This is a genomic window from Niallia tiangongensis (genome assembly GCF_044704065.1).
In the GTDB taxonomy this organism is placed as follows: Bacteria; Bacillota; Bacilli; order Bacillales; family Cytobacillaceae; genus Niallia; species Niallia tiangongensis.
Window position 1 is genome coordinate 242345 of record NZ_CP162613.1, and the last position, 26322, is coordinate 268666.

At 36.2% G+C, this 26322-nt stretch carries 27 protein-coding genes and 1 riboswitch; of the genes, 21 read left to right on the forward strand and 6 right to left on the reverse strand.

Annotated features, from left to right (window positions below; all coding sequences use genetic code 11):
* Positions 1-201: 201 nt before the first annotated feature.
* Entirely contained in the window at positions 202-1428 is a 1227-nt protein-coding gene (locus AB3U99_RS01290; RefSeq protein WP_400244992.1) for an MBL fold metallo-hydrolase, read from the forward strand.
* 77 nt (positions 1429-1505) lie between these two features.
* Entirely contained in the window at positions 1506-4592 is a 3087-nt protein-coding gene (locus tag AB3U99_RS01295) for an NACHT domain-containing protein (RefSeq protein WP_400244993.1), read from the forward strand.
* A gap of 110 nt (positions 4593-4702) precedes the next feature.
* On the opposite strand, the gene AB3U99_RS01300 is transcribed toward AB3U99_RS01295, so the two are convergent.
* The gene (locus AB3U99_RS01300; RefSeq protein ID WP_400244927.1) at positions 4703-4891 is read right to left on the reverse strand and encodes a hypothetical protein; all 189 of its coding nucleotides are present in this window, start codon (positions 4889-4891) and stop codon (positions 4703-4705) included.
* Positions 4892-5288: 397 nt separating this feature from the next.
* On the opposite strand from AB3U99_RS01300, the gene AB3U99_RS01305 reads away from it, so the two are divergent.
* The 13 genes from AB3U99_RS01305 (at position 5289) to AB3U99_RS01365 (ending at position 17387) form a co-directional block, all read left to right on the forward strand.
* The gene (locus tag AB3U99_RS01305; RefSeq protein ID WP_400244994.1) at positions 5289-5486 is read left to right on the forward strand and encodes a transposase; all 198 of its coding nucleotides are present in this window, start codon (positions 5289-5291) and stop codon (positions 5484-5486) included.
* Positions 5462-5800 carry a TnsA endonuclease N-terminal domain-containing protein gene (locus AB3U99_RS01310; protein WP_400244995.1) on the forward strand — a complete coding sequence of 113 codons (339 nt, stop codon included), beginning with the start codon at positions 5462-5464 and terminating at the stop codon, positions 5798-5800. Before AB3U99_RS01305 ends, AB3U99_RS01310 begins: the two co-directional genes overlap by 25 nt.
* A gap of 4 nt (positions 5801-5804) precedes the next feature.
* Complete coding sequence (locus AB3U99_RS01315) at positions 5805-5990, forward strand: hypothetical protein (protein ID WP_400244996.1); 186 nt, start codon at positions 5805-5807, stop codon at positions 5988-5990.
* Positions 5991-6083: 93 nt separating this feature from the next.
* Positions 6084-7031 carry a helix-turn-helix transcriptional regulator gene (locus AB3U99_RS01320; protein ID WP_400244997.1) on the forward strand — a complete coding sequence of 316 codons (948 nt, stop codon included), beginning with the start codon at positions 6084-6086 and terminating at the stop codon, positions 7029-7031.
* A gap of 69 nt (positions 7032-7100) precedes the next feature.
* Entirely contained in the window at positions 7101-7640 is a 540-nt protein-coding gene (locus AB3U99_RS01325; protein ID WP_400244998.1) for a DinB family protein, read from the forward strand.
* A 44-nt stretch (positions 7641-7684) separates the two neighbouring features.
* Positions 7685-8116, forward strand: coding sequence for an EVE domain-containing protein (locus AB3U99_RS01330; RefSeq protein ID WP_400247923.1), 432 nt, complete (start codon positions 7685-7687; stop codon positions 8114-8116).
* A gap of 457 nt (positions 8117-8573) precedes the next feature.
* Positions 8574-9623 carry an iron-siderophore ABC transporter substrate-binding protein gene (locus AB3U99_RS01335; RefSeq protein ID WP_400244999.1) on the forward strand — a complete coding sequence of 350 codons (1050 nt, stop codon included), beginning with the start codon at positions 8574-8576 and terminating at the stop codon, positions 9621-9623.
* On the forward strand, positions 9624-10658 hold the full coding sequence (locus AB3U99_RS01340) for a FecCD family ABC transporter permease (RefSeq protein ID WP_400245000.1): 1035 nt from the start codon (positions 9624-9626) through the stop codon (positions 10656-10658). It abuts the gene before it with no gap.
* A complete protein-coding gene (locus tag AB3U99_RS01345; RefSeq protein WP_400245001.1) occupies positions 10655-11686 on the forward strand; it encodes a FecCD family ABC transporter permease in 1032 nt (343 codons plus the stop codon). Before AB3U99_RS01340 ends, AB3U99_RS01345 begins: the two co-directional genes overlap by 4 nt.
* Positions 11686-12489 (forward strand): ABC transporter ATP-binding protein, encoded by an 804-nt coding sequence (locus AB3U99_RS01350; protein WP_400245002.1) that lies wholly within the window; start codon positions 11686-11688, stop codon positions 12487-12489. Before AB3U99_RS01345 ends, AB3U99_RS01350 begins: the two co-directional genes overlap by 1 nt.
* 512 nt (positions 12490-13001) lie before the next feature.
* Positions 13002-13154, forward strand: a riboswitch (cyclic di-AMP (ydaO/yuaA leader).
* A gap of 163 nt (positions 13155-13317) precedes the next feature.
* On the forward strand, positions 13318-14652 hold the full coding sequence (locus tag AB3U99_RS01355; RefSeq protein ID WP_400245003.1) for a TrkH family potassium uptake protein: 1335 nt from the start codon (positions 13318-13320) through the stop codon (positions 14650-14652).
* 174 nt (positions 14653-14826) lie between these two features.
* Complete coding sequence (locus AB3U99_RS01360; protein WP_400245004.1) at positions 14827-16401, forward strand: hypothetical protein; 1575 nt, start codon at positions 14827-14829, stop codon at positions 16399-16401.
* A gap of 116 nt (positions 16402-16517) precedes the next feature.
* On the forward strand, positions 16518-17387 hold the full coding sequence (locus tag AB3U99_RS01365) for an aminoglycoside 6-adenylyltransferase (RefSeq protein WP_400245005.1): 870 nt from the start codon (positions 16518-16520) through the stop codon (positions 17385-17387).
* 75 nt (positions 17388-17462) lie between these two features.
* On the opposite strand, the gene AB3U99_RS01370 is transcribed toward AB3U99_RS01365, so the two are convergent.
* On the reverse strand, positions 17463-17939 hold the full coding sequence (locus tag AB3U99_RS01370; RefSeq protein ID WP_400245006.1) for a DsrE/DsrF/DrsH-like family protein: 477 nt from the start codon (positions 17937-17939) through the stop codon (positions 17463-17465).
* 128 nt (positions 17940-18067) lie between these two features.
* Here AB3U99_RS01370 and AB3U99_RS01375 point away from each other — a divergent pair, with 128 nt between their 5' ends.
* The 3 genes from AB3U99_RS01375 to brnQ all read left to right on the forward strand — a co-directional run bounded on the left by AB3U99_RS01375 (position 18068) and on the right by brnQ (position 20518).
* Entirely contained in the window at positions 18068-18547 is a 480-nt protein-coding gene (locus AB3U99_RS01375) for a GNAT family N-acetyltransferase (protein WP_400245007.1), read from the forward strand.
* Complete coding sequence (locus tag AB3U99_RS01380) at positions 18547-19089, forward strand: GNAT family N-acetyltransferase (protein ID WP_400245008.1); 543 nt, start codon at positions 18547-18549, stop codon at positions 19087-19089. The genes AB3U99_RS01375 and AB3U99_RS01380 overlap by 1 nt, the downstream gene beginning before the upstream one ends.
* Positions 19090-19189: 100 nt before the next feature.
* A complete protein-coding gene (brnQ, locus tag AB3U99_RS01385) occupies positions 19190-20518 on the forward strand; it encodes a branched-chain amino acid transport system II carrier protein (RefSeq protein WP_400245009.1) in 1329 nt (442 codons plus the stop codon).
* Between the two features lie 60 nt (positions 20519-20578).
* On the opposite strand, the gene AB3U99_RS01390 is transcribed toward brnQ, so the two are convergent.
* Together AB3U99_RS01390 and AB3U99_RS01395 are read right to left on the reverse strand one after the other, a co-directional pair.
* On the reverse strand, positions 20579-20917 hold the full coding sequence (locus AB3U99_RS01390; RefSeq protein ID WP_400245010.1) for a hypothetical protein: 339 nt from the start codon (positions 20915-20917) through the stop codon (positions 20579-20581).
* A gap of 88 nt (positions 20918-21005) precedes the next feature.
* The gene (locus tag AB3U99_RS01395; RefSeq protein WP_400245011.1) at positions 21006-21935 is read right to left on the reverse strand and encodes a helix-turn-helix transcriptional regulator; all 930 of its coding nucleotides are present in this window, start codon (positions 21933-21935) and stop codon (positions 21006-21008) included.
* Positions 21936-22118: 183 nt separating this feature from the next.
* Here AB3U99_RS01395 and AB3U99_RS01400 point away from each other — a divergent pair, with 183 nt between their 5' ends.
* On the forward strand, positions 22119-22715 hold the full coding sequence (locus tag AB3U99_RS01400; protein WP_400245012.1) for a DNA-3-methyladenine glycosylase I: 597 nt from the start codon (positions 22119-22121) through the stop codon (positions 22713-22715).
* 23 nt (positions 22716-22738) lie between these two features.
* Positions 22739-23107 (forward strand): hypothetical protein, encoded by a 369-nt coding sequence (locus tag AB3U99_RS01405; protein ID WP_400245013.1) that lies wholly within the window; start codon positions 22739-22741, stop codon positions 23105-23107.
* Between the two features lie 65 nt (positions 23108-23172).
* Here the strand turns inward: AB3U99_RS01405 and AB3U99_RS01410 are convergent, their stop codons facing one another.
* Positions 23173-24129: an SDR family NAD(P)-dependent oxidoreductase gene (locus tag AB3U99_RS01410; protein ID WP_400245014.1), complete on the reverse strand. Its 957-nt coding sequence runs from the start codon at positions 24127-24129 to the stop codon at positions 23173-23175.
* Complete coding sequence (locus AB3U99_RS01415) at positions 24129-24488, reverse strand: MerR family transcriptional regulator (protein WP_400245015.1); 360 nt, start codon at positions 24486-24488, stop codon at positions 24129-24131. Before AB3U99_RS01415 ends, AB3U99_RS01410 begins: the two co-directional genes overlap by 1 nt.
* Before the next feature lie 503 nt (positions 24489-24991).
* On the opposite strand from AB3U99_RS01415, the gene hflX reads away from it, so the two are divergent.
* Positions 24992-26248, forward strand: coding sequence for a GTPase HflX (gene hflX / locus AB3U99_RS01420; RefSeq protein ID WP_400245016.1), 1257 nt, complete (start codon positions 24992-24994; stop codon positions 26246-26248).
* The last annotated feature ends 74 nt before the right edge of the window (positions 26249-26322 follow it).

The following is a 26322-nucleotide window of genomic DNA, read 5'->3' on the forward strand; positions in this document are numbered from 1 at the left end:
TATTAGGTTCAAATAGGATTTGTGTTCTCATTCTTTTCTATTTCTAAATGTATTTGTTTTAAGTAAACAAGATTTCCAACTTATCCTCAAGCTGTCACAATACCATGTCTTTACTCCTCTTTTTATTAAAGAAGAATAGTTTGTGAATTGTGATAAAATTGAGAAAATAGGTAAAGAGGTATTTAGTTCAGGGGGGATTAAATGTCAACTTCAAAAATTAAAGTAAAAATGTTTCCTGCAAAAAACGGGGATTGTTTTTTAGTGTCGCTTGGTTTAGAAAATAGGAAACATATTTTAATAGATTGTGGTTATGCAGATACTTATAGGAATTTTTTGAAAAAGGAACTACTTGATATTGCGAATAATGGTGAAGCAATAGATTTAATGGTGGTAACACATATAGACCAGGATCATATTTTAGGTGCATTAGCATTTTTAGAGGAAAATAATAAGGATCCTTTTATAGAGATTAAGGAAGTATGGCACAACAGTTACAGGCACTTACAATTTGAGAAGGAAAAGGTTGAAAAAGTAACTGAGCAAGAGTTAACAATCCTGAATAGAGAAGTAGTATTAGGTAGCTCATTTTTACGACAACAAATGGGGCAAACTGGGGTCCGTGATGAGGACATTAGTGCAAAACAGGGCTCTATGTTAGCTGCTTTGATATTGGAAGGTGGATACCCTTGGAATGAATCTTTTGGTGGTAAGGCAGTGAACTACGAAAACAAGAATTTTGTTGTAAAGGACCAATACTCTCTTACCTTATTATCACCTAATACAGATAAACTAAGAAGATTATCTCGTACATGGTTTAGAGAGCTAAAGAAACAAAAAATGAACTTTTCACTTAGCGATGAGCAAATATTCGATGATGCTTATGAATTCTATTTGATAAGACAAGAGGAACAAAAAGTTTTAGAAAGTAATATTTCATCAAGTGCTAGTAACTATGATGAAGTAAATATAGAAAATATTGTTTTGCAAAATTCAAAAGAAGAAATTGATGATTCTGTAGTAAACGGTTCCTCAATTTCGTTTATTATTGAATACGAGAGTAAAAAGCTACTCTTTTTAGCAGATGCTCATCCTGACATTATTGATGATAATATTGCTAGGTTAGAGGAGAATCAATTTGACTTGGTAAAAGTGTCACATCATGGTAGTAAAAAAAACATAACAAGAGATCTTATAGAGAGGATAAACTCTGAGGTATTCTTAATTTCAACTAATGGCGATAAGCACGGGCATCCTGATTTTGATTCACTGGCAAGGATTCTTTATTATCAAAGACATAGATCAAAGACACTGGTATTTAATTATCAAACAAGCACTTCAAGGTTATTAAATAATGCTAGATGGAAAGAGAAATATAACTACGAGGTTCAAATCTCAGAAGGTAAAGCAGTGTCAATAGTTGAATTGTGAGGAGGGTAATTATGAAGACTGAATTGAAACATGCCATTCCCAAATTAGTATGTGGTAAGGAGACAGCTACCGCATTCATGATTTCAGAGGATATTGCAATAACTGCAACGCATGCTCTTATTGACTTTTTTGAGGAAAAAAAGTCTGTTAAGTTATTCTTTAATGTAAATAACCAGGTTGAGGAAATTGATGTAGAACCGATTATTCTTGATGAAGATTGTATAAATCAACAAATTATTGCATTAAGGTTAAATAAAGTGATAGAAGGTGTTACGCCAATAAAGTGTATTGATTTTAAGTTCAACACTTCTTTGGTGTGTGAAACATTTGGATACCCCCCTGCAAGAAGAGAGCAAGGAACTTTTATTGATTTACAAGTCAAAGATGAAGTACATGTAGAGAATTATCGTTTGTTAAATTCGGAATGGAATGTCGATTTAAGTAAGAATGATGATATTCGAGATTATAGTGGAGTATCTGGTGCTCCGTTAGTATTAAATGGTCATGCAGTTGCTGTCCTATTAAAACAAGTTGAGGAGGATGGACAAGCAAGTAGACTATCTGCAGTAAGTCTGTATTTATATAAAGAATACATTAAGGGTATTGGGATAGACATTATTGAAAAAAGAAATGAACCGTATTATGAACCATATCTAACAATGTTACAAGATCAATTAGATCAACAGCTAGAAAATACAATTCTAAGAAAATTGAATAGGCAATCTAATAATGCAGTTGGTTTAGGGTTCACTTTTAAATTTACTAAAGATAACCAACGAAGTGAAAAGTTAGAATCGTATATTGAATTACTAAAAAAAGATGAATCTGCTGTGATACTATCCGAACCAGGGGGAGGTAAAACTTATCTTTTATCAATGTTAGCGAAAGATATGATTGAAAATCCTTTAATAGAAAAAGGTAAAATACCTATCATATTAAAGGCCAGAAAATGGTCAAGATCCTTTTCTAATATAGCCGAAGGAATACTAACAGAGTTGAGGTACTCAATTCCATCTATTAGCGAAAAACAAGTACAGCAAGATTTAACTGATGGTAGATTTTTAATTCTTGTTGATGGTCTTGATGAAGTAACATCATCAGCAGATTTACTAATTGATGAGCTCATTAAGGTGTCTAAAATTAAGAAAGCACATATTTTAGTGACCTGTAGAAAGGAAAACTATTATAAGCAACTGAATACGCACTTCTCTGAATATACAATAGATGAATTAGATGATGAAATGATAAGGGCGTACATTGAAAGGGAACTAAATTTACCTGGATGGCAAACTTTGCATAGTATTGATGGTAATCTAAGAAGTCTTATAAAAAATCCATTATTTCTATTTATGACTGTCTCTGTTTTAAAAATAACTGGTGGCACAACACTTCCAAAAAACAGAGCGGAACTATATGCAAATTATATAAGATACCTTATGGAAGAGAGAAATTATCAAAAGGGTTTAGTCACTCCTTTTCAAATAGATGTATCGACTAAGGAATTGATATTATCTGAGTATGCTAAGCGTACTTTTAGAGATTTCCCTACCAGAGTAGAGTTTTCAGAATCTGTTTGTACGTTTTTGCAAAGAGATAAAGTTGAAATAGTTAAAAGAGAATTAATGGACACTGGCTTATTAATTGAAGATAATGGGGATTTGACTTTCTTTCACCCATCATTCCATGAATACTTTTTTGCCTTAAACATATCTCAAGTATCAGACGAAGAATTGATAGGGTTCATAATGGAATATGATAAAAATGACACTTACTATGAAGTGTTCATTTATTTAGCAGGTTTGCTAAAAAGAGATAACAGGCAGAAGAAATTTCTCGATTATTTAGAGAAGAATAATTTGTATCTATACAGAAGATGTTTAGAAGCGAGGTTTGATTTTACTAATCAGCTAAAAGAAATTTGGTCTAAGGAATATACACTTAGCTATTTTGAACAAGTTCGAAAAAGTTATTTAGAAATAATAGATAGTCACTTTAAATCTATTAAAAAATATTTCTATCCGTGGTATTCATTAAAAGAGAACGAATTATCTATTCCTTTGAAGTTAATAATCGAGGGAAGTATGGACTTCAGTACACCAGCAATTGACTTTAGGTTTTTACTTGTTCCAGAGGCCAATAAGGAAGTCCCAGAAGTAATATTAAGAGATTATGCTGGTGGACCACGAATATACAAGAAAGATAAACAAGGGAATGACGTCAGTATACCGATAAAGACTTTTAGGGGAGGAAATCATTGGTTCCTAAATTTACAAGCTACAGACATGGGAATTGATTCTGCAAGAGAAGTTGCAATTTATTCAATAAAAGAGCAGTTAGCTGAAATGTTAGATAAGAAGAGATTTTTTGATATTGAACCACCGGAAATGGTTGTAATGCAAATAGAGAAAACTTTGCGTACTTTACCGCTTGAACGTTTTTCCATGGAAGGGGATCGAAAAAATAGAAGACCTTCTCTTTATGTACATTCTATTGATCAAATAGTAGAATTGTTTCTAAAAAGGAATATTCTTCAATATGCTAATTCTTTGAGTAACTCAATCTATTACAGTTCTGAAGAGGTTCTTTATATGACGCTTTCGTCACTCCGATTACAAAAAAGGAAAGTTGATCCTAAAAAATCCTTATTACCACCTCCCGATATTGATTGGGAACAACTAAATAAGAGTCGTGGATATATTTGGGAGGTATGGAGTGACCATCAACTTAGTAAGAGAATAGCTTGTTTTTATGAATATTATCAGAATTCATATAGGTATTTGGTAGAAAATCACTTTTCATCTTTGAAGGAATTTCTTCCATTCTATACAATGGGGCCATTAAGATTTAATATTTGCTTTTATAGGGATGATGAATTTGGTGGCGGAGTTGAAGTGACTTGGGAGCCAGCAGTTGATATAAGTGAGAGTAAACCATATATTGTCCAAATTCCAAAAAGAAAAAATCGAAATGATATAATTCAAGAAGAGAAAGATTATAAAAAAACTAACGAAGCCTTATCGAAATTAGGAAGAAAAAGTCTGCCCTTTTTTAGTAGTAGTAACTCAGCTCTTAGCATGTATATTAGAGATGATGATGAGTTAAGAAAAGATGTGTACGAACGATTAAAGGAAGACCTTGGCTATGTTTTAGGTAAGTTGAAATAATTCACTTTTGTCTAATTGGAAATGTTGGTCTTTTTCTTTTTTCTCTCCTTTTTCTATTATATCGCCCTGTCTTATAGTCGGTTTTCATGCTAAAAAGTCGGTACCTACTGTTAAATAGTTGGTATCCAAACGGCAAAGGAAGCGGGAAGTGCAGCGGGTAGTTCCGATATGTATTCAATCGGTTTTTCAATCATAAAAACAATACAAATCCAGGCTGGATCCAATACGGGTTCAGTCTTTTTCTTTTGCTCAATGTCTGTCCAATCCCTTGTCCAGTCAGGGTTCAAGTGGTTTTTCATATCGTTTTCTATACTGTTCGAAAGAACACGAGATAGAAGAAAGAGAGTGCTGAGGAAAGATGTTTTTCAGTTCTTTTTTCGTGTTTTCCTCTTAATTCTTTTCCCTTTCAGGGAAAATCTATTTAACATTATCTGAATATTCTATGCAAGCCAGAAGGTTGATTTCAGGTCATTTGCGGTGGTTTTAGGGAAGGACTTAATAACATAATGGAGGGAAGAAAAAAGGCGAGATAAGAGGTGTGGAACTTAGAGCCGCAAGGGTTTGACGAGAGTGATAGGGAGGGAAGAACTTTTTGGCAGGGGAATACGGGTGTGGCTTTGAAATAAAGGTTCACCGTTTATAAAAAAGTTGCACCGTTTCACCCCTTTAGATATGATTATCTAAAGGGGTGTTTTGGTGTCGAAACGAAAAAAAACATCTGAAATTGAGAAGTGGATTAAAGAAAGTCGGGGAACGGACAGTGGGGCAGATTATCAGTCTTGGCTTAAAAATCAAGATATTTCCTCATTAGGTCGATCAACAAGATTAACAGGTATAAATCCGGCAGACAACATGAGTTTTTATCGGATTTGGAACGGAACTACTTTTATTTAATTGAATTTTCTGATGTTATCTTGGGTATACATGAACAATTTCCTTTATTACCACAAGAAGAGACGATTGTCATTGCTGAAGCGCTTGGGATTAAACGCTCAGCTGATCCAAAAACAGGCGACCCAATTGTTATGACAAGGGACTTTTTATTAACAGTTGATAGAGGGCAAGGTGTATTTGAAGTCGCTTATACTATCAAAATGAAAGATAAGCTGTTAGAAGAACGTGTGTTAGAGAAGTTTGAAATTGAACGGGAATATTGGAAGCGTAGAAGCGTTAAATTGGGCAACTGTAACAGAGGAAGAAATTCATAAGACAATGGCAAGAAATATTAGTTATATCGATGATTATTTTGATATTCGTGGCTATGATGTATATCAAGAAATGGATGACCAGCATATTGAAGCTTTATCCATGTCTCTTATGAATCGCCTATTGAATAATTCACGAAGTATGCGTGAAATTACTAATGAGTTTGGGTACAGATACACACTTGCATCATAACGGCAAGTCAAGCCCCTGAAGGTGTATGATTGGGCAGATACTATGATTGAATTAATACATTTTTGGATGCTGAAATTGTGGAGGAAAGAAAAAATGAACAAAACTGAGCGGCAGCTTGCAATCACGCTTGAATTACAGCGAAACAAAACGCTGAGGGCAGAAGATTTGGCTTCTCAATTTGAGACAAGTGTGCGTACGATATATCGGGATATTCAAGCACTGAGTGAGGCTGGGGTTCCGATAATAGGCGCCACGGGCCTGGGTTATTCCTTAATGGAAGGATATTTTCTGCCCCCGGTTAGTTTTACAGCAGAAGAGGCCGTATCCCTGCTCATGGGAGCTGATTTTATCGAACAAAGGTTGGATACAGATTACGGTATTTATGCAAAGTCCGCTAAACGCAAAATCGAGGCTACTTTGTCGGAATCAGTTCATAACGAGTCAACGCTTGTTCGGGAAACGATGCGACTGCTTCATGTAGGGGAACCATCAACTGAAGAGAGGGTAAAAACGTATCTTAATCAAGTTCGTGACGCAATTTTGAAACAGTGTAAAATCAGTTTTATGTATATCAAAAAAATGCCAGGAACAGATGGGAATCGGAAAAATAAGCGTGTGGTCTCTCCATATGGATTAACACTGGTCCATGAAAATTGGGTTTTAATCGCACACTGCGATATGAGGCAAGATATACGTCATTTCCGCTTGTCCCGGATGACCGAACTTTCTGTGTTGAAGGATCGATTTCTTCTACCAAATGATTTTGACCTAAGTAGCTATCGGCCACCTGACAATCGAGACGAAAGAATCTTAATTAGGGCAAACCCCGAAATTGCCGACAAGATTATAGAGGTAGTTAATTTTTATATTGAATCCATTGAGGAGCGTAAGGAGGTTGTAATCTTTCAATTTCGTGTTCGGTATCCGGAGGAACTATTGCATTATTTACTTAGCTGGGGCGCAGATATCGAGGTGATTGAACCGAAGTCTTTACGCTTCAGGATTCGAGAAGTAGCGAAAAAGATTTTAGAACACTACTGACATACACCTGTCAGTAGTGTTTTTTTATACTGTGACTATACCAAGATGAAGAGGAGAGTTGCTTGAACGATGAGAAGTACAAAGGAAGTTTTGAAGTCATTTGAATTTACAGTAGAAAGATATTTGACAGAACTAAAAAAACTTAATATGGAGAAATTACATAGAAAGTTGAACGCGGAAGAATGGTCCATTGGACAGATGTATGTACATTTAATTCAATCAGCTTTCATGCATTTGCATAATGTCGAGCAATGTTTAGCTGGCAGCGAATCTACATTGAATCCAGCGAAGGAAAAAACGGAGCAGGGTAAGGTTGTATTTAAAATAGAACAATTTCCTGCCGTTCGTATTAAGGTCCCTGCTTCGCCAAATTATACTCCGCAATCACCCGAGAGCATGGAGCATTTGGTAGAAGGACTTCACAGTGTATGGGAACGGATGAGGAATATGGAGTCAGTTCTACATCAAGCGCCCGTAAGTAACAAAATTCTTCATCCGGCGTTCGGTGCATTAAACGCGCAGGAGTGGTTTTTGTTGATTGAAATGCATTACAGACATCATTTTTTACAACTGGATCGGTTGAAAACGAGTTTAGCGTTTGAAGAGTAGGGGGCGTCATGTCGAGTATAACAAGTCAGAACAGCAGATATTAGATTGGCGTTGTATCCGCTTCGCATGTAAATTTAGCTATAGAAGGTGGGTTTGCACAGTTGTGTCACGGTAAGGCATCGACTTTGCGTCAAATGTTTCGAGGTGATTGGCAGATATACTATTCTCCTCGTACGGACATTTCCAAAGGGAAGCCACTTCAAGCATTTACCGCTATTGGTCAGGTTACGGACAATGGAGCCTACAAACATCAGGTGTCGGAGTCGTTTGTACCATTTCGAAGAGATATTCGTTATATTCCTTGTCGAGAAGTTAAGATTGCGTTGTTGTTAAACCAGCTCACTTTTACGCGTGGAAATCGCAATTGGGGGTTTACATTCCGTAGAGGTCATTTTGAAATTGGAGATGAAGATTTTATGACAATCGTTACCTCGATGTTAGATGGTGAGGAACAGGCTTATCCGATATTAAATTAATCAAAATCTTAAACCACTGACTATAATTTGTGAACAGTTTTACTTAAACTATCGGGGTGCCTTTACTTTAATAACGATCTTCCACAAACAGGCACGATTGTGGAGGAACACAGGTAGAAAATGATCAAACTTTTTTTCAAAATGGATTCTTCTTATTTACCCTAAAATATGGGTTTGTACTCTTGAACAGTTAATTGGACTGTTCTTTTTTTTAAATATTTATTGGCACAAAGATGATGCAAGAAGAAGGAAGAAGAAAATAAAGGTTTATCACGATTGCCTTTTTAATAGTAGCTGTTTAACAGTTTTAATCGTTTTCTCTATTTTTCGACAGAAACATTCATAATAGCCTTTATTTTTCTCATTTATAATTGACAGAAAAATAAAAAACAAGTATTATAATTGAGAATGATAATCATTAACTATTATAAAGACTAGAAAAAGAAGGGGCATACATATGTTTAAAAATCGAAAAAAGCCATTTATTCAAATTTTATTATTCTCCATTGTATCCATCTTGTTATTAGCAGGCTGTTCCAGTCAGTCATCTTCTAAAGCGGATGAAACAAAATCAGCTGATTCCAATACAGATTCTAAATATCCAATCACGATTAAACATGCGTTTGGTGAGAGTATAATTGAAGAGAAGCCAGAACGTGTTGCTACTATTGCATGGTCCAACCAAGATGTTGCGCTTGCACTTGGGGTTGTGCCTGTTGGTTTCTCAGCAGCAAATTATGGTGTTCAGGATGATAGCGGAATGTTGCCTTGGACTGCAAAGAAACTAGAAGAACTAGGTGAAAAAAACCCCAATATCTATCAAGATACAGATGGCTTAGATTTTGAAGCGATTGCCGATTCGAATCCAGATGTTATTCTTGCAGCATATTCTGGTATTACGCAAGAAGAATATGATACTTTAAGTGAAATTGCACCAGTCATTGCCTATCAAGAAAGTCCTTGGGTAGCTTCTTGGCGTGAACAAGTAACGTACAATTCCATGGGAATGGGTATGGAAGAAGAAGGAAAACAGCTTATTGCCGATACAGAAAAATTAATTGCAGATAAAGCGAATCAATATCCTGAAATTAAAGGAAAAAAAGCAGCATTCGTAAGCATGAATGGTTCTGACTTATCGAAGTTTTACATCTACTCCCCAACAGATTCACGCGGTGAGTTCCTTACAGAGTTAGGAATGGAATATCCGGAAAGTATTACAAGTAAAATGACGGATCCAGCTAGTTTCTATTTGGAAGTAAGTGCTGAGAATGCAGATATACTAAACGATGTTGATATTTTCGTATCGTATGGAAATGACGATACACTTGCCGCTTTACAGGCTGATCCAATCTATGGGAAAATTCCAGCGGTCGAGAGAGGGTCTGTTGTCATTATTGAGGATAATACGCCACTTGCAGCAGCAGGAACACCAAGTACACTTTCCATTGAATATACTCTCGATGAGTACTTAAAATTACTCTCAGAAGCTGTAAGTAAAGTGAACTAAATGGATCATACATCCGTTTTAAAAAATAAGCAGTTAGTAATACCGAGAAAGTTTATGAGCGTATTATTACTTTCTATTGTCTTACTCGGTACAAGTATATTGGCGTCTCTTGCTTTTGGCTCTCGTACAGTTGGCTGGAATGAAATAATGGATGGATTATTCCATCCTGACATACAGTCCCATGGGGCCAATGTTGTTCGCCAAAGAATTGCTAGAACTGTATTTAGTTTAATGTGTGGTGCTGCATTAGGAGTTTCTGGGGCTCTTATGCAATCTGTCACACGTAATCCGATTGCAGATCCTAGTATATTAGGAGTAAACACAGGTGCCGCATTATTCGTCGTTTGTGGAATTTCCTTTTTTCATATTGGTTCTGCTAGTCAATATATTTGGTTTGCATTAGCTGGAGCAATTTTAACTGCCATTTTTGTATTCGGAATTGGTTCGATGGGGAGTGGCGGTGCCACCCCCCTTAAACTCGTTTTAGCAGGAGCTGCGACAAGTGCTGCCTTATCCTCTCTTGTAATGGCAATTATGATTCCGCGTTCAAATGTGATGGATCAATTTAGATTTTGGCAGGTAGGTAGTGTAGGGACTGGAAATTGGAACTCTATCTCTATTTTTATTCCTTTTCTCCTTATTGGTATACTAATAGCGGTGTTCTCAGCTCCCGCACTAAATGCTTTAGCATTAGGGGATGAAGTAGCTACAGGATTAGGTGTACGTACCGGCACACTTAGACTTGTTGCGGCATTTGGAGGAGTATTATTGTGTGGGGCAGCAACAGCGCTAGCAGGCCCTATTGGCTTCATTGGTCTGCTTGCAACACATGTGATTCGCCTCGTTATTGGTCCTGATTTGCGCTATATTATTCCAATGTCTGCGGTAGCAGGTGCGATTATATTAACCATTTCAGATGTATGTGGCCGGATTATTGGAAGTCCTGGTGAACTGGAAGTGGGGGTAGTTACAGCCTTTATCGGTGCCCCAATTTTAATCTTAATAACTATGAAAGCGAAAATGCGTACGTTATGATGAATGAATCAATGAATCTTATTATGGTAGGTAGATTAAAAAGACGTCGTCGTTTTATACTTGTGACTTGCCTTCTAGCAATTATTTCTTTTGCGCTATGCTGGACGATGCTTATGTTAGGAAACACTATATATCCTGTTTCAGATGTAATCAGTGTTTTACTAGGCGAGCAAGTAAAAGGGGCTTCCTTCGCAGTGGGAACCATCCGTTTTCCAAGAATGGTTGCAGGTGTTTTTGCTGGCTTTGCGTTTGGTATCTCTGGATATGTATTTCAAACGATGCTTCGTAATCCATTAGCAAACCCAAATGTTATCGGAATAACAACTGGTTCAAGTGCCGCTGCTGTATTTTGTATCATCGTGCTTCATGCAAGTAGTACTTTTGTTTCGATTGCATCTATTATAGGTGGACTAGTTACAGTAATTATTATTTTTCTATTGTCAAAAGGTAATTCGTTTTCGATTGGTAGGTTAATATTGATAGGAATTGGAATACAGGCAATGTTAAATGCGGTAATATCCTATTTATTGCTTATCGGACAGCATCATGATGTTCCTACAGCGATGAGATGGTTAAGTGGTAGTTTAAATGGAGCTAAAATGGATAATCTTTATGCCCTTATGATTACGGTTCTTATCTTTGCACCTATCATCATATTACTTGGAAAGCGATTGGATATGTTAGAGCTTGGAGAGCAAACAGCAACTTCCCTTGGAATTCATACAGACAGAACAAGGCTTATATTGATTATCAGCTCTGTACTTATCATTGCGCTAGCTACTGCTACAACAGGACCCATTGCATTTGTCGCATTCCTTTCTGGACCTATCGCAAAAAGACTAGTTGGTATTGGTTTCTCTAGTGTTATTCCAGCAGGTCTTGTGGGGATCATTTTAGTTTTAGCATCTGATCTTATTGGACAGTTTGCATTTGTTGCTAGATACCCAGTAGGTGTAATAACAGGTATTCTGGGTGCTCCATACTTAATCATGCTATTAATTCGAATGAATCGAAAGGAAGAATTGTAATGGAAAAGATACATGAATTTCGAGCGGAAAAGTTAACATCGGGCTATGAAAATAAAATGATATTAGAAGATATTGAGCTTGAAATTCCGAGTAACAAAATAAGTGTTATAATCGGAGCAAATGGTTGCGGGAAATCGACTCTTTTAAAAACATTATCTAATCTTATTAAATCTTCGTCTGGTAATATTACACTTGATGGAAAATCGATCAGTAAATTTCCACCTAAGCAATTAGCTCGAATTCTTGGTATTTTACCGCAATCTCCTATTGTGCCTGAAGGAATAACGGTAGCAGATTTAGTTGGACGGGGGAGATTCCCTCATCAAACCTTCTTAAGCGGTTGGTCAAAAAAGGATTATGAAGCGGTTGCTGATGCAATGGAAATTATGAAGATAACAGAATTTGCTAATCGTGATATTGATGAGCTATCAGGTGGGCAAAGACAGCGTGTCTGGATTGCTATGGCATTAGCCCAGCAAACAGATATTTTATTTCTTGATGAGCCTACAACTTTCTTAGATATCACCTATCAAGTAGAAATTTTAGATCTATTAACAGATCTTAATCGTAAATACGGAACAACTATTGTGATGGTGCTACATGATATCAACCTTTCTGCGCGTTATGCAGATTATATTTTTGCGCTTGAGAAAGGGAAACTTGTAGGGGAAGGAAAACCAGCAGATATTATTACAAGTTCATTGGTTGAAGATATTTTTGGCCTTAATTGTACGGTTATTAATGATCCAGTCTCTGGTACTCCTTTAGTTGTTCCTAAGGGCAGATATCACGTTAAAATATAGGTTCCCCAATATAGTCAAATTTTTATGGGGAAAACCTTTCAAGTGTTTAAAAGCTTGAGGGTTTTTCCTATGCTTAAGATGACGTATTTTAATCAAAATGCACTTTTGGAATGAAAGGCTTAGAATTATTTCTCTAGAGAATTCTTTATTGTGTAACTATTGTTATGGTTTTTGGGAATATTATCTGTTATACCAACTTTAAAGGATGGTTATCATGTCCCTCGCCATTCTAGCATTGTTAGCTTGTTTAGTGTTGATTGTATTTGCTATTGTTCCCAAAGAATATGGCGAGGAAGAATATTAGCTATCAGTTTGTTAGGTCAATTGAAATAATGAAAATAGATTTGGCTGCGTTGGATATATTAATAAGCATAAATAATAGCCATGATTAGAAAAAGAAAGAATGTGAATGAGAAGAGGATATTTCTCGTTGTTTTTGCTTGAATTTTAACCTAAATAGACCTTTACAAACCTCTATTTACAGGAGTAAGATACAAAAAAATAATAAATTTCAAGTAATGTCGCTGAATCCTCCATGAATGAGGAGCGGAGGACCCAATTTATTTGTGAGTAATCACTTGGGGTGAATCCTTTTTACGAAAGGTAGGGTTAGTTCTTAGACCCGAATCCGACTGCTAACTTCGTAAGCGTTGTAAGAAGAGTGAATCGAACTTGTGCTCATTGCGTAATTCATGGACCACAGTAGGATACCTCTGTGGTTTTTTGGCGTGTGAATTTTAGAATGAAAAATTATGGGAACGGAAATTCTGCACAAGCTATGAAAGAATCATTTTGTAGGACGTTATGTTGGAAGGAAGAGGAGAAAAAATGAGGATTCCTAAGAAAAAGGATATAATTGCATTAAGCCCGCCTCAGATTCTTATTTTCGTATTTTTAGTTTTTACGATACTAGGTACAGTCCTTTTGAAGGTCCCTTTAGCTACAACAGGAAGCATTTCATGGACAGATGCGTTATTCACATCGACTTCTGCGATGACAGTTACTGGTTTAGCAGTTATAGATACCGGGGCTTCGTTTACCTTATTCGGAGAAATTGTGATATTATGTTTAATTCAACTTGGTGGATTAGGAATCATGACGTTTGCTGTTTTAATTTTCATGACCTTGGGGAGAAAGATTGGATTTAAAGAACGTCTTCTTATTCAGCAAGCTTTAAGTCAAACGTCTATGGGCGGAATTATTAAATTAGCGAAGCAGTTATTTTTATTTTCTATTATTCTCGAGACTATTGCGGCAGTTCTACTAGCTATCAGGTGGGTTCCAGAAATGGGATGGGGAAAAGGAAGTTATGCAGCTATTTTTCACTCTATTTCCTCCTTTAATAATGCTGGGTTTTCGATCTGGCCGGATAATTTATCGAGATATGTAGCAGATCCCGTCGTTAATATAGTTATTTCCATTCTCTTTATTGTTGGGGGAATAGGATTTACAGTTGTGTTTGATTTGTGGAAGAAATCGGAGTTTAAAAAACTAACCCTGCATACAAAGATGATGGTAGTTGGGACGATTGTCATTAATGTTATTGCCGTGTTTCTTGTATTCAGCTTTGAATATGATAATCCTCAAACATTAGGAGATTTATCCTGGTCTGGGAAAATCCAAGCTGCTTATTTTCAAGGCGTAGTGCCAAGAACAGCTGGTTTTAATACAGTTGATATTGGAGGCTTAAATGAATCAACCTTGTTTTTAATGATTTTGCTAATGTTTATTGGGGCAGGAAGCGGTTCTACAGGTGGAGGTATTAAACTAACAACCTTCCTTGCTATGATATTGTCTGTTCTTTCGTTTTTAAGAAACAAAGACGAAATCGTTGTTTTTAATCGATCTATAGATGATAGAACCGTTGTAAAATCATTAGCTATTACTATTATTAGTTTGTCTGTGATCTTTGTGGCGATTTTTATTTTGGACGTAACAGAGAAGAATGCAAGGTTCATCGCAATTGTGTTTGAAGTAGTATCTGCTTTTGGAACCTCAGGCTTATCGATGGGATTAACAGGTGCATTAACGTCCATAGGGAAAATTGTAATCGTTTTTGTCATGTTTGTCGGAAAAATTGGACCGTTAACTTTAGCCTTTTCTTTAGCAAAACCAAATAAATCAAAGATTCGTTATCCGAAAGAGGATATTTTAACTGGGTGAATGAGTAAAATGGGATTTGTTCTTATTAAAATAGAACGAATCCCTCTTTAATTTAGCCTTTTCTTTTACGAAATAGAAAAGAGATAATAATAGCATATTTTGTCAGAAAATATGCTATTATTATTTTATTCGAAATACAAAGAGAATTTATTTGAAACAACATGGGGGAATAAGATGAAGACCTGGATACGACTAAATCTATATTGGATGATACCAGGTGTGCTGATTTTATTTGGACTGTTTTTATTATTTTTCCAAAACTTTTCTAAAGTGACAGCACAGCCGGAATCAGATTGGAGCAGGGGGTTGTTAGTTGGACAATCTCAAGTAAATAAATTACCAGCAATAAAGGAAACAGAGGATGGCAATTATTTATTTTCCTTTTTTCAGGAAAATAAATTAAATACTGCAACATTGAACAAGGAGTTTCGTATAGAGAAAGAGAAAAAATATGATATCTCTGTAGATAAATGGACGCAAATATATCAGGGAAATGAGCAGCTTATATATTTTGACTATGAAAATATTTATGACCAAAATAAGACGGAATTAGTTGCTGACGTAGAGGAATTCTACCCGCTGGATTCGTCTATTCTGTATGTAAAAGAAAATACGCTTTTTCAATTAAATCCTGAAACAAAAAAATCTTCAAAACTGATGGAGATTAATCTAGATAAAGAAAAGCTTTCTATTGAAGAGAATGATGATGGCATTCATCTACTGATGTTTACAAAGGGGAAAAGTGATGTAGACCTTACTTTATACCGCCTTCAAGACGAGAAAATAAATCATTTATATGAAACAAAGATAAAGGTTGATCCTGGGAAGATAGTAAATGGGATTTCCTTCACTTTCGAGGAGCAGAAGCTGGCATTATTGCTTCTAGAAGAACTCGAGTTAACACAAGGTAAACCAGAGTATTTCAACTACTTTGCAGAAGTTGATATTACAAGAGCAGAACAACCTGAACAGTATGAGTTAAAATTTCAGGATCCTGCAACAGAGAATGGGAAGCTAACGGAAATTTCGGATGTTGCCTTTACTTATAGGGAGGGCAAGCCACGGCTTTTATTTAAGGCGAATGGTTTTACAGAAACGAAATATAATGAGAAGAAAGGGTTCAATATTTATGAAGCAGAAATAGGCGAAGAGGGAAGCACAGAGACGGAAAGACGCAGCAATACAGCCGCGATTTCTACTATCCCACAATGGCTAAATGAGGATACGGTTGCTTGGATGGATCTTGATGGAGATGGCAATAAAGTTTATGTTTCTTCCAATGAGTTGGTTAAGATAAATAAACAAATTAAACATACATCTGAAGATTGGTTACAGGCATTTGGAAAGACATTTGGAATGATTTCGACTTCCTTTTTTGCATTTGCGCTTTCCTTCATTTGGTTAATATGGCCAATTTTATTTGTCATATTTATGTATGTATTTTTCAGTAGAACCGTAGATTATGATCGACCATGGATTTTCTATACGGGTATCGGAATCTACTTAGTTGCAGCTGTGATATTTAAGGATCGTTTCTTCGTGCCAAATATATTGTCAAGTGCACCAAATTATTTAACTTTTACGGGTAGTACCTATTTCTATTTAGTATTATTTGCGGTTATTGCTTATTTCCTATCGATGCTGACGAAACGTGTGAATGAATGGACAGGAGCACCAAGAATTATCTATTTTGTTGGCGTGCATATTATTTTGTTAACTGTATTTTTTGGACCATATATTATTTATTAACAGGGGTGATAAGCTGATGAGTTTTTTAGAGCATAGGGTATAAGAGATTCCATTTGGATTCGAGCACCGCCAATTATTAAGGAGTAAATAATTAAATTATAATTGGAGGGGATAGGGTGCGTACAGAGAAGCAGATGCTAGATTTAGTATTAACAGTGGCAAATAAGGATAATAGAGTGAGAGCTGTTTGTATGAATGGATCAAGATCCAATCCAAATGTACCGAAAGATACTTTTCAGGATTTTGATATTGTGTATATAGTGGATAATATGAAGTATTTTTTGAATGAGCATGATTGGGTTGATGTCTTTGGAGAACGAATTATTATGCAAACACCAGAAGATTCCTCCCTTTTTCCATCAACGCTTGGTGGAAGATTCTCTTATCTTATGCTATTTGCAGATGGGAATCGGCTTGATTTAATACTTATTCCGATTGAAGAAAAGGAGAGCTACTGCCAAGAGGATGCACTGACAATGGTTTTATTAGATAAGGATGGTATTCTTCCCTATGTGCCACCTAGTACGGATAAGGATTATTGGGTGAAAAAGCCGACAGCCGATCAGTTTGCTGATTGCTTTAATGAATTTTGGTGGGTCTCTACCTATGTAGTCAAAGGATTATGGAGACAAGAGATCCTTTATGCGATTGATCATATGAATATAGTAAGAGCGATGCTTTTAAAAATGCTAGAATGGAAGGTTGGCATAGAAACGGATTTTTCGCTTAGTATGGGGAAAAACAGTAAGTATTTAAAGCGATATGTTGATGGGCAAACATGGCAGAAGCTTATGCACACCTATCCGTGTGGAGAGTATAATCAAGTCTGGGAATCGTTATTTTCGATGACAGCATTATTTGAGGAAACAGGATTAGAAGTCGGAAAACAGTTGGGTTATCATTATTCATTAGAAGAGGCAGAAAAGGTGAAAAGCTATTTAAACCATGTCCGTAAGTTGCATCCTAATGCAACAGAGGTATATTAAAGGTTTTTGGGCGGTTCTTTTGCATCAGCAGATTGACCGCCCTTTTTACTCGTTTTGTAATGGCTGTTTTTGGTTTTAAATAAAAAGCTGAATATCTGACTTCAAAGCATCCTCCAGATAGACCTTGGCATCTACAATTTCGACTTCTGGATAAAATTCTTCTTGCTTAAAGCCGAGTATTTCTACAGATAGTTTACAGGCAAGAAACTTTACTTGTTTCTTTCGGGCCCCTTTTAAGAAAGCTATTAATGGTGGGGCATCTTCATCATCAAGCATTTCTTTCATCATTTTTTTACCTAGACCAGCATAATTCATTTTAGATAAAGGAAGCTGCTCTACGTCTTTGGGAGTGAGGGTACTAAACATTTTTTCATAGATAGACTTACCTTCCATATCGATTTTTTCTGGATCTCTAAGTAATAAGAGCCCCCAAAAGGTGAAAAACATTGTTACTTCCATATTTATTTCCCGGGCGCTGTTGGCGAGAATTAAGCCAGCCATTGCTTTATCATAATCACCACTAAACATTAACAAGTTTAATCTTTTTTCCATGGAATAACCCCTTCTTTGTTATAGAATATCCTTAGCTTTTTTTAAAATGATGTTTGGTATGCGGACGTCACTAGATTGTCATAATTACGAAACGGAAGACGAATAAATTATTAAGGGGATGAAACAGGATGTTGTATCGGAAATTTACAGTAAATGATTTTGCTTTATATTATCAGCTAGTATCTGATAAGCGAGTGATGGCACAGATTACAGAGCGAGCCATTCCATTAAAAGAAGCAAAAGCAAACTACGAGAAGTTATTAACTCGTAATGAAAAGGAGCATGTCTTTGGGACATATGCCTTTTTTCAACCAGAAACAGAAGTGTTTATTGGGCTTGGGCATTTGACTTCAAATGAACAAAAGTCTGATGAGGCAGAACTTGGCTATATGCTTTTGCCAGGACATTGGGGAAAGGGATATGGCAGTACGATTGCGGGGATATTAATTTCATTAATGGAGCAAACAAATGTAAAGGTAGTAAAAGCAATTATTGATCCGGTTAACATTGCTTCGAGAAAAATATTACTGAAAATAGGATTTGTATCAGAGTGGATAGGAGAAATAGATGGCTTGCCTGGAGAGATTTTGAGAAAGGGATTAAGCTGATGCTTATCATGATAATAAGACCAACAAAAGAGGATGTCGAATCATTACATGACTTTTTCCGGCTTGTAATAACAGATACATATCGAAAAGAAGGGATAGCAGAAAAAAAGGAGGATCTATTAGCTGAAATTGAAACGAAGAAGCAATTTCTTGCAATGGATTTGGAAAGTGATGGGGTGGAACGGTGTTTTTTAATCGCTAAGATAGAGGATCTCATAGTTGGCTCCATTGAATATGGCCCTTCCAGTGCACTGATTTGTCAATGCACAAATGCTGAATTAAAGGACATAAAGGAGATAGGAACGGTATTTGTTCATCCTGAATATCAAAGAAGAGGTATCGGAAACCTTTTGCTGAAGGCAATTTATGAGGAAATGGATAAAAAGGGAGTAGAGGTATTCTGCTTAGATAGTGGTTATGTTCACGCTCAGCGTGTTTGGAAAAAGAAGTTTGGAACGCCAGACTATTTATTGAAGGATTATTGGGAGATAGGCAATGACCATATGATTTGGAAGTTGTATCTAGAGAATGTTAGGAATTAAGCGATTTATTATTAGAAAATTCATTGAAAAGTAGTTGAGAACTTTTCCGTGTTCACGTATTATCTAATTTATATGTATTTTTTAAAAGGAGTATTAGATCATGCAATCAAGAATTACTTTTTCAACCTATGCTCTGATTGGTACGATGCTTTTTGGTATGTTTTTTGGAGCAGGCAATTTAATTTTTCCTATCCAGCTCGGACAGCTTGCTGGTACGAACTTTTGGCTAGCGTTAGCGGGTTTTCTGGTTACAGCTATTGGTCTGCCGTTTCTTGGAATATTAGCAATTGGATTATCAGGAAGTAACGGTGTGCGCGAGCTTTCGGATCGTGTCCATCCAGCATTCGGATTCCTCTTTTCTCTATTTCTTTACTTAACAATTGGACCATTTTTTGCGATTCCTCGTACAGCTACGGTTCCATTTGCAGTTGGGATTGAGCCATTTGTAGAGAAGGCATATATCAGCCTTTTTCTGGCTATTTTTAGCTTTCTTTTCTTTTTGCTCGTTTACTATTTTTCATTAAATCCAGCGAAAATTATGGATGTGATTGGAAAATATTTAACTCCTGCATTTTTAGTGTTTTTATTTTTATTAATCATTGTAAGTCTTGTTCGCCCAATGGGGAGCTTTCAAGAGCCACAAGGAACTTACATAGATAATGCTTTTATGACAGGATTTAAAGAGGGCTATAATACAATGGATGCCCTTGCATCACTTGCCTTTGGGATTGTTGTGATTAATGCAATCAAAGGGAAGGGGATTAGCGATGTAAAAAGTATTGCCAAAACAACTTGGAAATCAGGAATTTTTGCCATGTTGTTAATGATGCTTATTTATGGATTTATCACCTATATGGGATCCTCAAGTGTACAAGCTGTGGGAACTTTTGAGAATGGTGGGCTTATCTTTGCCGCTGTCGCAAAGCATTATTTTGGTTCTTTTGGTGGAATACTACTTGCTATTATTATTGTGCTTGCATGTCTAAAAACAAGTATCGGATTAATTACGTCCTGTAGTGAGTTTTTTCATGAAGCATTCCCGAAGGTTAGCTATAAAGCCTTTGTGCTTATCCTATGTGTTGTTTCTTTCTTATTTGCAAATTTAGGCTTAAACAAAATTATTCAATTTGCTGTGCCTGTGCTTATGTTTTTATATCCTTTAGCGATTGTGCTTATCTTGCTTGCACTCTTTTCGCCATTATTTAAAGGAAAGCAGAGTGTGTACTTAACAGCGATTGTCTTAACACTGTTCGTAAGTTTATTGGACGGCTATCAGGCACTCGTTGACAGTATTCCAGATACTAAGCTTGGCTTTTTTGAGCAAATCGGGAATTTTTACGAAAATGTCCTTCCTTTTTATGAAATAGGATTGGGTTGGGTTTTACCTGCATTTGTTGGTGCTTTGATTGGGTATTTCGTTCGTAAATAGGACGGCAGAGGGACGTTCTCCTGCTTCCCTTTTTGGGAAGCGGAAGTACCGTCCCTCTGTTTATTCTAAATCAGCTTTTAAACTTGCAATAAATCCAGAGGGGGTGAGTGTGAATTTAAATAGTCCGTTAATTTCTTCACCGGGGAAATTCCCTGTAAAGAGAACCTTCATGTTGGTAGTATTTTGAGATACTTTGTATTCTATTACCTCTGTTTGTGTTTGATAATTTATAAAATAGGTTTCGAAATAATGCTGAATTTCCTTTTTTCCAACGAGTATTTTTCCTAATGAATCTTCCTTGATAATGGCGTCATCAGAAAATGTTGCTAGGTATCCTTGAGTATCATAGTTGTTTGACACATTGATATAGTCAGATATGATTTGGGGAAGTTTATCCATAATATTGAAACCTCACTTTTCAAAATAGTATTTTGTTTTGTGTACATGGTCCACTTTAACCCCAATTACCTGACTACATTATGTCATATTAAGAGTTGGTTTTTGTATTTGAATATTGATTCAGCATTTGTTGGATTCTATTCTTTAATTCTTTCCTTATGTCTGTAGGCTCGATAACTTCTAAATAGTTTCCATAGGATAAGAGATAGCTGTACAGCCATTCTCCTTTCATATGAGAGATTGTTATGTGATAAAATCCATCTTTCTCGATTGTAATATGTTCCTCATCGAATTCGTCATATATACGATAGCTAACCTCAGGGCTAACTCTTAGAACTAAATCGGCTCGTTCTTGATGGTCATTGTGGAATGGGGGAGACAATGAAAGAGTTTCAACGTTATCCATTTGTTCTAAATGATCATCTGTTACTTCTATTGTGGACATACGATTAATCTTAAAAATTCGAGAAGCTGCTTTATCTAAGCAGAATCCTTTTAAATACCATGATTTGTCTTTAAATAATAATTTCGTAGGGAGAACTCTTCGGAAGCTTTTTTCCCCATTTGAATTTATATAGTGAAAAGAGATTACATGACGATCTAATATAGACTGTTTAAATAGGGAAAAGTACTCCTTTCTTTTTGTATCACTGCCCCATGCTGAAAAATCTACCTCGATCCATTTAGTATCACTCTTTTGAAATAAATGGCCTAGTTTCGTTAAGATGTCATCGATCTCTGGATAATTTGCAACAGATAGACTTTGGAGGGAAAATAATATTTCATCTTGTTCTTTTTCTAAAAGAAATGATTTGTTTAATATAAACTGGTCCATCAAGGTAATTCCTCCGCCTTTACCTTGGGTCGTATAGATAGGGATACCTGATTCAGTAAGTGTTTCAATGTCGCGGTAAATCGTTCGAACGGAAACTTCAAACTTTTCAGCAAGCTCGTTTGCAGTTGTTGACTTTTTTTCTAGTAAGATATATACGATTTGAAACAATCTGCTTATTTTCATATGTAAGTCCTCTCAGTATAAATGTTATGGATATTTTTAAAAATAGTTTTTAAATAGACACTCTATAGTCATATTATAGTCACTACATTTGAAAAGTAAGTAAAATATGACATAATGCTGTCAGGTTAATTGGTTTATACTATTTATATTAGTTGAATTTATGGAAAGAGGATGGTTTGATAAATGGAAACTAGATGCGCTTGGGCAAATTCGAGTGATTTGATGCGAGAATATCATGATAAAGAGTGGTGTGTTCCAAGCAATAATGATCAGTATTTGTTTGAAATGCTAGTACTTGAAGGAGCACAGGCTGGATTATCTTGGTCTATTGTGTTAAAAAAGCGCGAGGCATACAGGCAGGCTTTTCATCATTTTGATTTAGAATACTGTGCAAACCTGTCAGAAATTGAGATGGAAAATATCCGAATGAACACAGAAGTTGTTAAACATCCGCTAAAGATTAAATCAGTTAAAAGTAATGCTTTAGCCATTATGGAAATCCAACGAGAATACGGCAGTTTTGCTGAATTTTTATGGTCCTATGTAGACGGAAAACCACTCATATCCAATTGGCAGTATGATAGTCAAATTCCAGCAGAGACCGATCTTTCAAAGAAAGTCAGCAAAGATTTGAAAAAAAGAGGATTCAAATTCGTCGGCCCCGTAATTATTTATTCCTATCTACAGGCCATAGGAATAGTCAATGATCATATCGTTAGCTGTGCTTACCACGGGAATAAAGGGGACGGTTCTATTGATTCTGCATTTCTTATGCAATAATAATGAAATCAAAGGAGAGCATTATGAATAAAGAAAGCAAGGAAGTAGATTTTACTGAAGCACTGGAGCAATCTAAATATATCCGAGGGCTATATAATCAGTTGGAACAGCTAAGTCTTGGCAGAAAATGGACGTTGCAAGAAGATATGCTCGGGTTTTCCACCGATGTTGGTGTACTGGGGCGCTTAGTGATGGCAAGCAGCGGTACATGGGGTTATCCAGGAGACGAGAAGGAAGAACTTAAGCACAAGCTGTCCGAATGCTTATGGTGGCTTATGGTATTAAGTAATCATTTAGATATCGATATAACAAAAGAATTCCAAGCTTTTATAAACAAGCTCGATACTAATCTAACAAAAAGCATAAAGGAAGCAGAGGGACGGTTCTACTAATCCCCCGCTTTTTGTTTAAACAGTAAGAAATACAATTAAGGGAAGTAGGAGAACCCTCCCTCTGATCACTTAAACAAATGAGGAGTTTTTTCCCATAATGTAAGTGCAGCTTCTTTATCTATGGCCCAGGGTTTGACACCGATTCGATCGCTGTCGTCTGTGGCGAGAGGAGCTATATCTGCATTTTCGCAATAAACACCTCCATAGCCTGCTAGTTGAGGGCTTACTGCACACCATACAATGGTCGCGGCACCTTCTTTAATGGTTTTATGCTCATTATTGTAGCTGTCGTAGCCGCGTTCTCCGTTCTTATTAATTGCTCCCATTGCGGACAATTCTTCATCTGTTAGATTATGAGAGAGGTTTGTAACAATACTTCCTGGATGTACCGCAAAGGATCGAATATTGTCTTTTTTATATAGTTCATCAAGCGCAACGCTCAATAGGGAAACAGCTGTTTTTGATTGCCCATAGGCCACCCACTTATCATAAGGTGTGTCGATAAAGTTAGGATCTTCAAAATGAAATGGAGAGAACCAATGAGCTCTTGAGGTTAAATGGACAACTCTTGCTCCATTCGCATTCTTTAATTCTGGTAGCAATGCTTTTGTTAAAAAGAAATGGCCTAAATAATTTGTCGCTATTTGTAGTTCATTTCCAAAGCTGTCACGGGATAGAGGCGTAGCCATAATCCCTGCACCATTAATTAAAATATCTAATTTTTGATGAGTTTTTTGAAACCATTGGCAGAATGATTTTATGGTGTTTCTATCACTTAAATCAAACGAAGCAGGATAAAGCTCAACATTTGAAATTCCAGCTAGAGAAGCTTGTGCTTTAGCTGGATTTCTTACCGGGATAATAATCGCTGCTCCAGCTTTTGCTAATGTTTTCGTTGTTTCTAGACCAAGTCCGGCTGCACCGCCAGTGATAATGATTATTTTGCCGGATAGATCAATATCTTTTATTACTTCATCTGTTGTAGTTCTAGCTGTATTTCCTGTCTGTAATGGTTGCTGCATTACTTTCCGCCGCCTTTAAGTGTACTAAAGTAAGAAATTTTGTATTGAACTTTCTCTAAAATTTGCTGGCGTTTTGCTAATTCCACTTTCATTTTTTCCGCATGCTCCTGTAATATGCTATAACATTTCTGATTATCCTTCTCTTTATAAGCATCTACATACTTTTTAATTTGCTCCAACGGCATATCTGTATCTTTTAAATTTACGATAAACCCTAGATATTGAACGATTTTGTCATCATATATTTTGTAGCCTCTATCATTTTTTACAGGAGCATCTATCAGCCCTAATTTTTCATAATACCGAATAGTAGGAATAGGCAAGCCAACAAGCTTAGAAACTTCTGAAATTTGATACATTTTTCTCACCTCGTATTTAGACGATACAACATGAAGTTAACTTTATGTCAAGGGAATAATCTGGACCATATCCTCTGCTTCCGAATTATTTACAGTTATGGTATAATAAAAGCAATTAGATGAATGGAGGGTTGCTTTAAGATGTGGAATTCTATCTCGATTTTATACTTTATGTAACTAATTTTATAGTACTTAAAGGCTCTGCCTGTGTGTAGAGTAATCGGGATTAGTATGCCTATTTTTAAATAAACCTTTCATTAACGGTTGTAAATAATTGTTATGATGTAAAGGGAGGAGAGGGTTCTACTCTCTTTTCGTGTCTTCTAGTTAGAAATAATACTTATTTTTGAGCACCTATTTTTCAATAAAATTAGGGTTGTTTCTTAACGATGTATTTTTCTATAAGAAAACAAGGTGTAATTACTAATATTCTTCTTCCGATTATTCAAAACACAGGCGGCGAATCCCTGTGTTTTTTTTATAAGCAGAATGGAGGAACATAAATGGAAGAAAGACAAAAAGCGATAGTAGTAGGCGTTCATTATGATCAGAAAGAAGACTTTTCCAATTCGATGGAAGAGCTCACTCAATTGGCAGAGGCTTGTGATATAGAGGTAGTTGGGGAAGTAACACAGAAGTTAGATCGGGTTCATTCAGGGCACTATGTTGGTAAGGGAAAGCTTCAGGAATTAGCAGCATTGCTAGAAGAAAAGGATGTGAAAATAGTTCTTTTTAATGATGAGCTATCTCCTTCCCAAGTTCGTAATTTAGAGGAAGCTACGGATTGCCGAATCATTGACAGAACGGTATTGATTTTAGATATCTTTGCACAAAGAGCGAAGACAAAAGAAGCGATGCTGCAGGTGGAAATTGCAAAATTACAATATATGCTGCCTCGATTAGCTGGCTTAGGCGAATCATTAGGACGTCAAGGTGGTGGATCAGGGCTCATAAATAGAGGGTCTGGAGAAACGAAGCTAGAATTGGATCGAAGAAGAATTGAGGACAGAATCAGTCGATTGCATAAGGAATTAGATACACTTGTTGTCCAACGTAAAAATCAGCGAAAGATGCGAAAAAAGAAAGAGATGCCAAGTATTGCACTAGTTGGCTATACGAACGCTGGAAAGTCGACCTTAATGAATGTGCTGATGGAAAATTATCAAGCGGCGGCGGAGAAAAAAGTGTTCGAAAAGAATATGTTGTTTGCGACACTTGAAACATCTGTACGAAATATTACGTTACCAAATAATAAATCCTTTTTATTAACGGATACGGTTGGATTTATTAGTAAATTGCCGCACCAATTAGTAAAAGCATTCCGATCTACTTTAGAGGAAGTGGCAGAAGCAGATTTGCTCATCCATGTAGTAGACTACTCTAATCCGAATTATCAAGAGCAAATAAACGTTACAAAAAAGACGCTAAAGGAGCTTAACGCTGAGAATATCCCGACTATTTATGCCTTTAATAAGGTGGATTTAGTGCAGGAGGAGTCTTCGATGGCTGGAATAGAGGTAGTGTACCTATCTGCTAAAAAGCAAATCGGAATAAAGGAACTAGTGGATACGATTGCCAAAAATATCTTTAACCAATATATTTCCTGCGAAATGAATATTCCTTATGATAAAGGAAATATACTCTCTTATTTAAAGGAAAAGGCAAACATTCTGTCAACGGAATACAACAATAATGGCGTATTTATTACGATGGAATGCAAGGAAGAAGACTATAATCGCTATAGGGAATATGTTGTTTAATAGAAAGAGAGCGATAGTTTTATTATTTCTGGGAAAGAGGGGATGGAAGGAACCGTCCCTTCGTACCCCCCTGA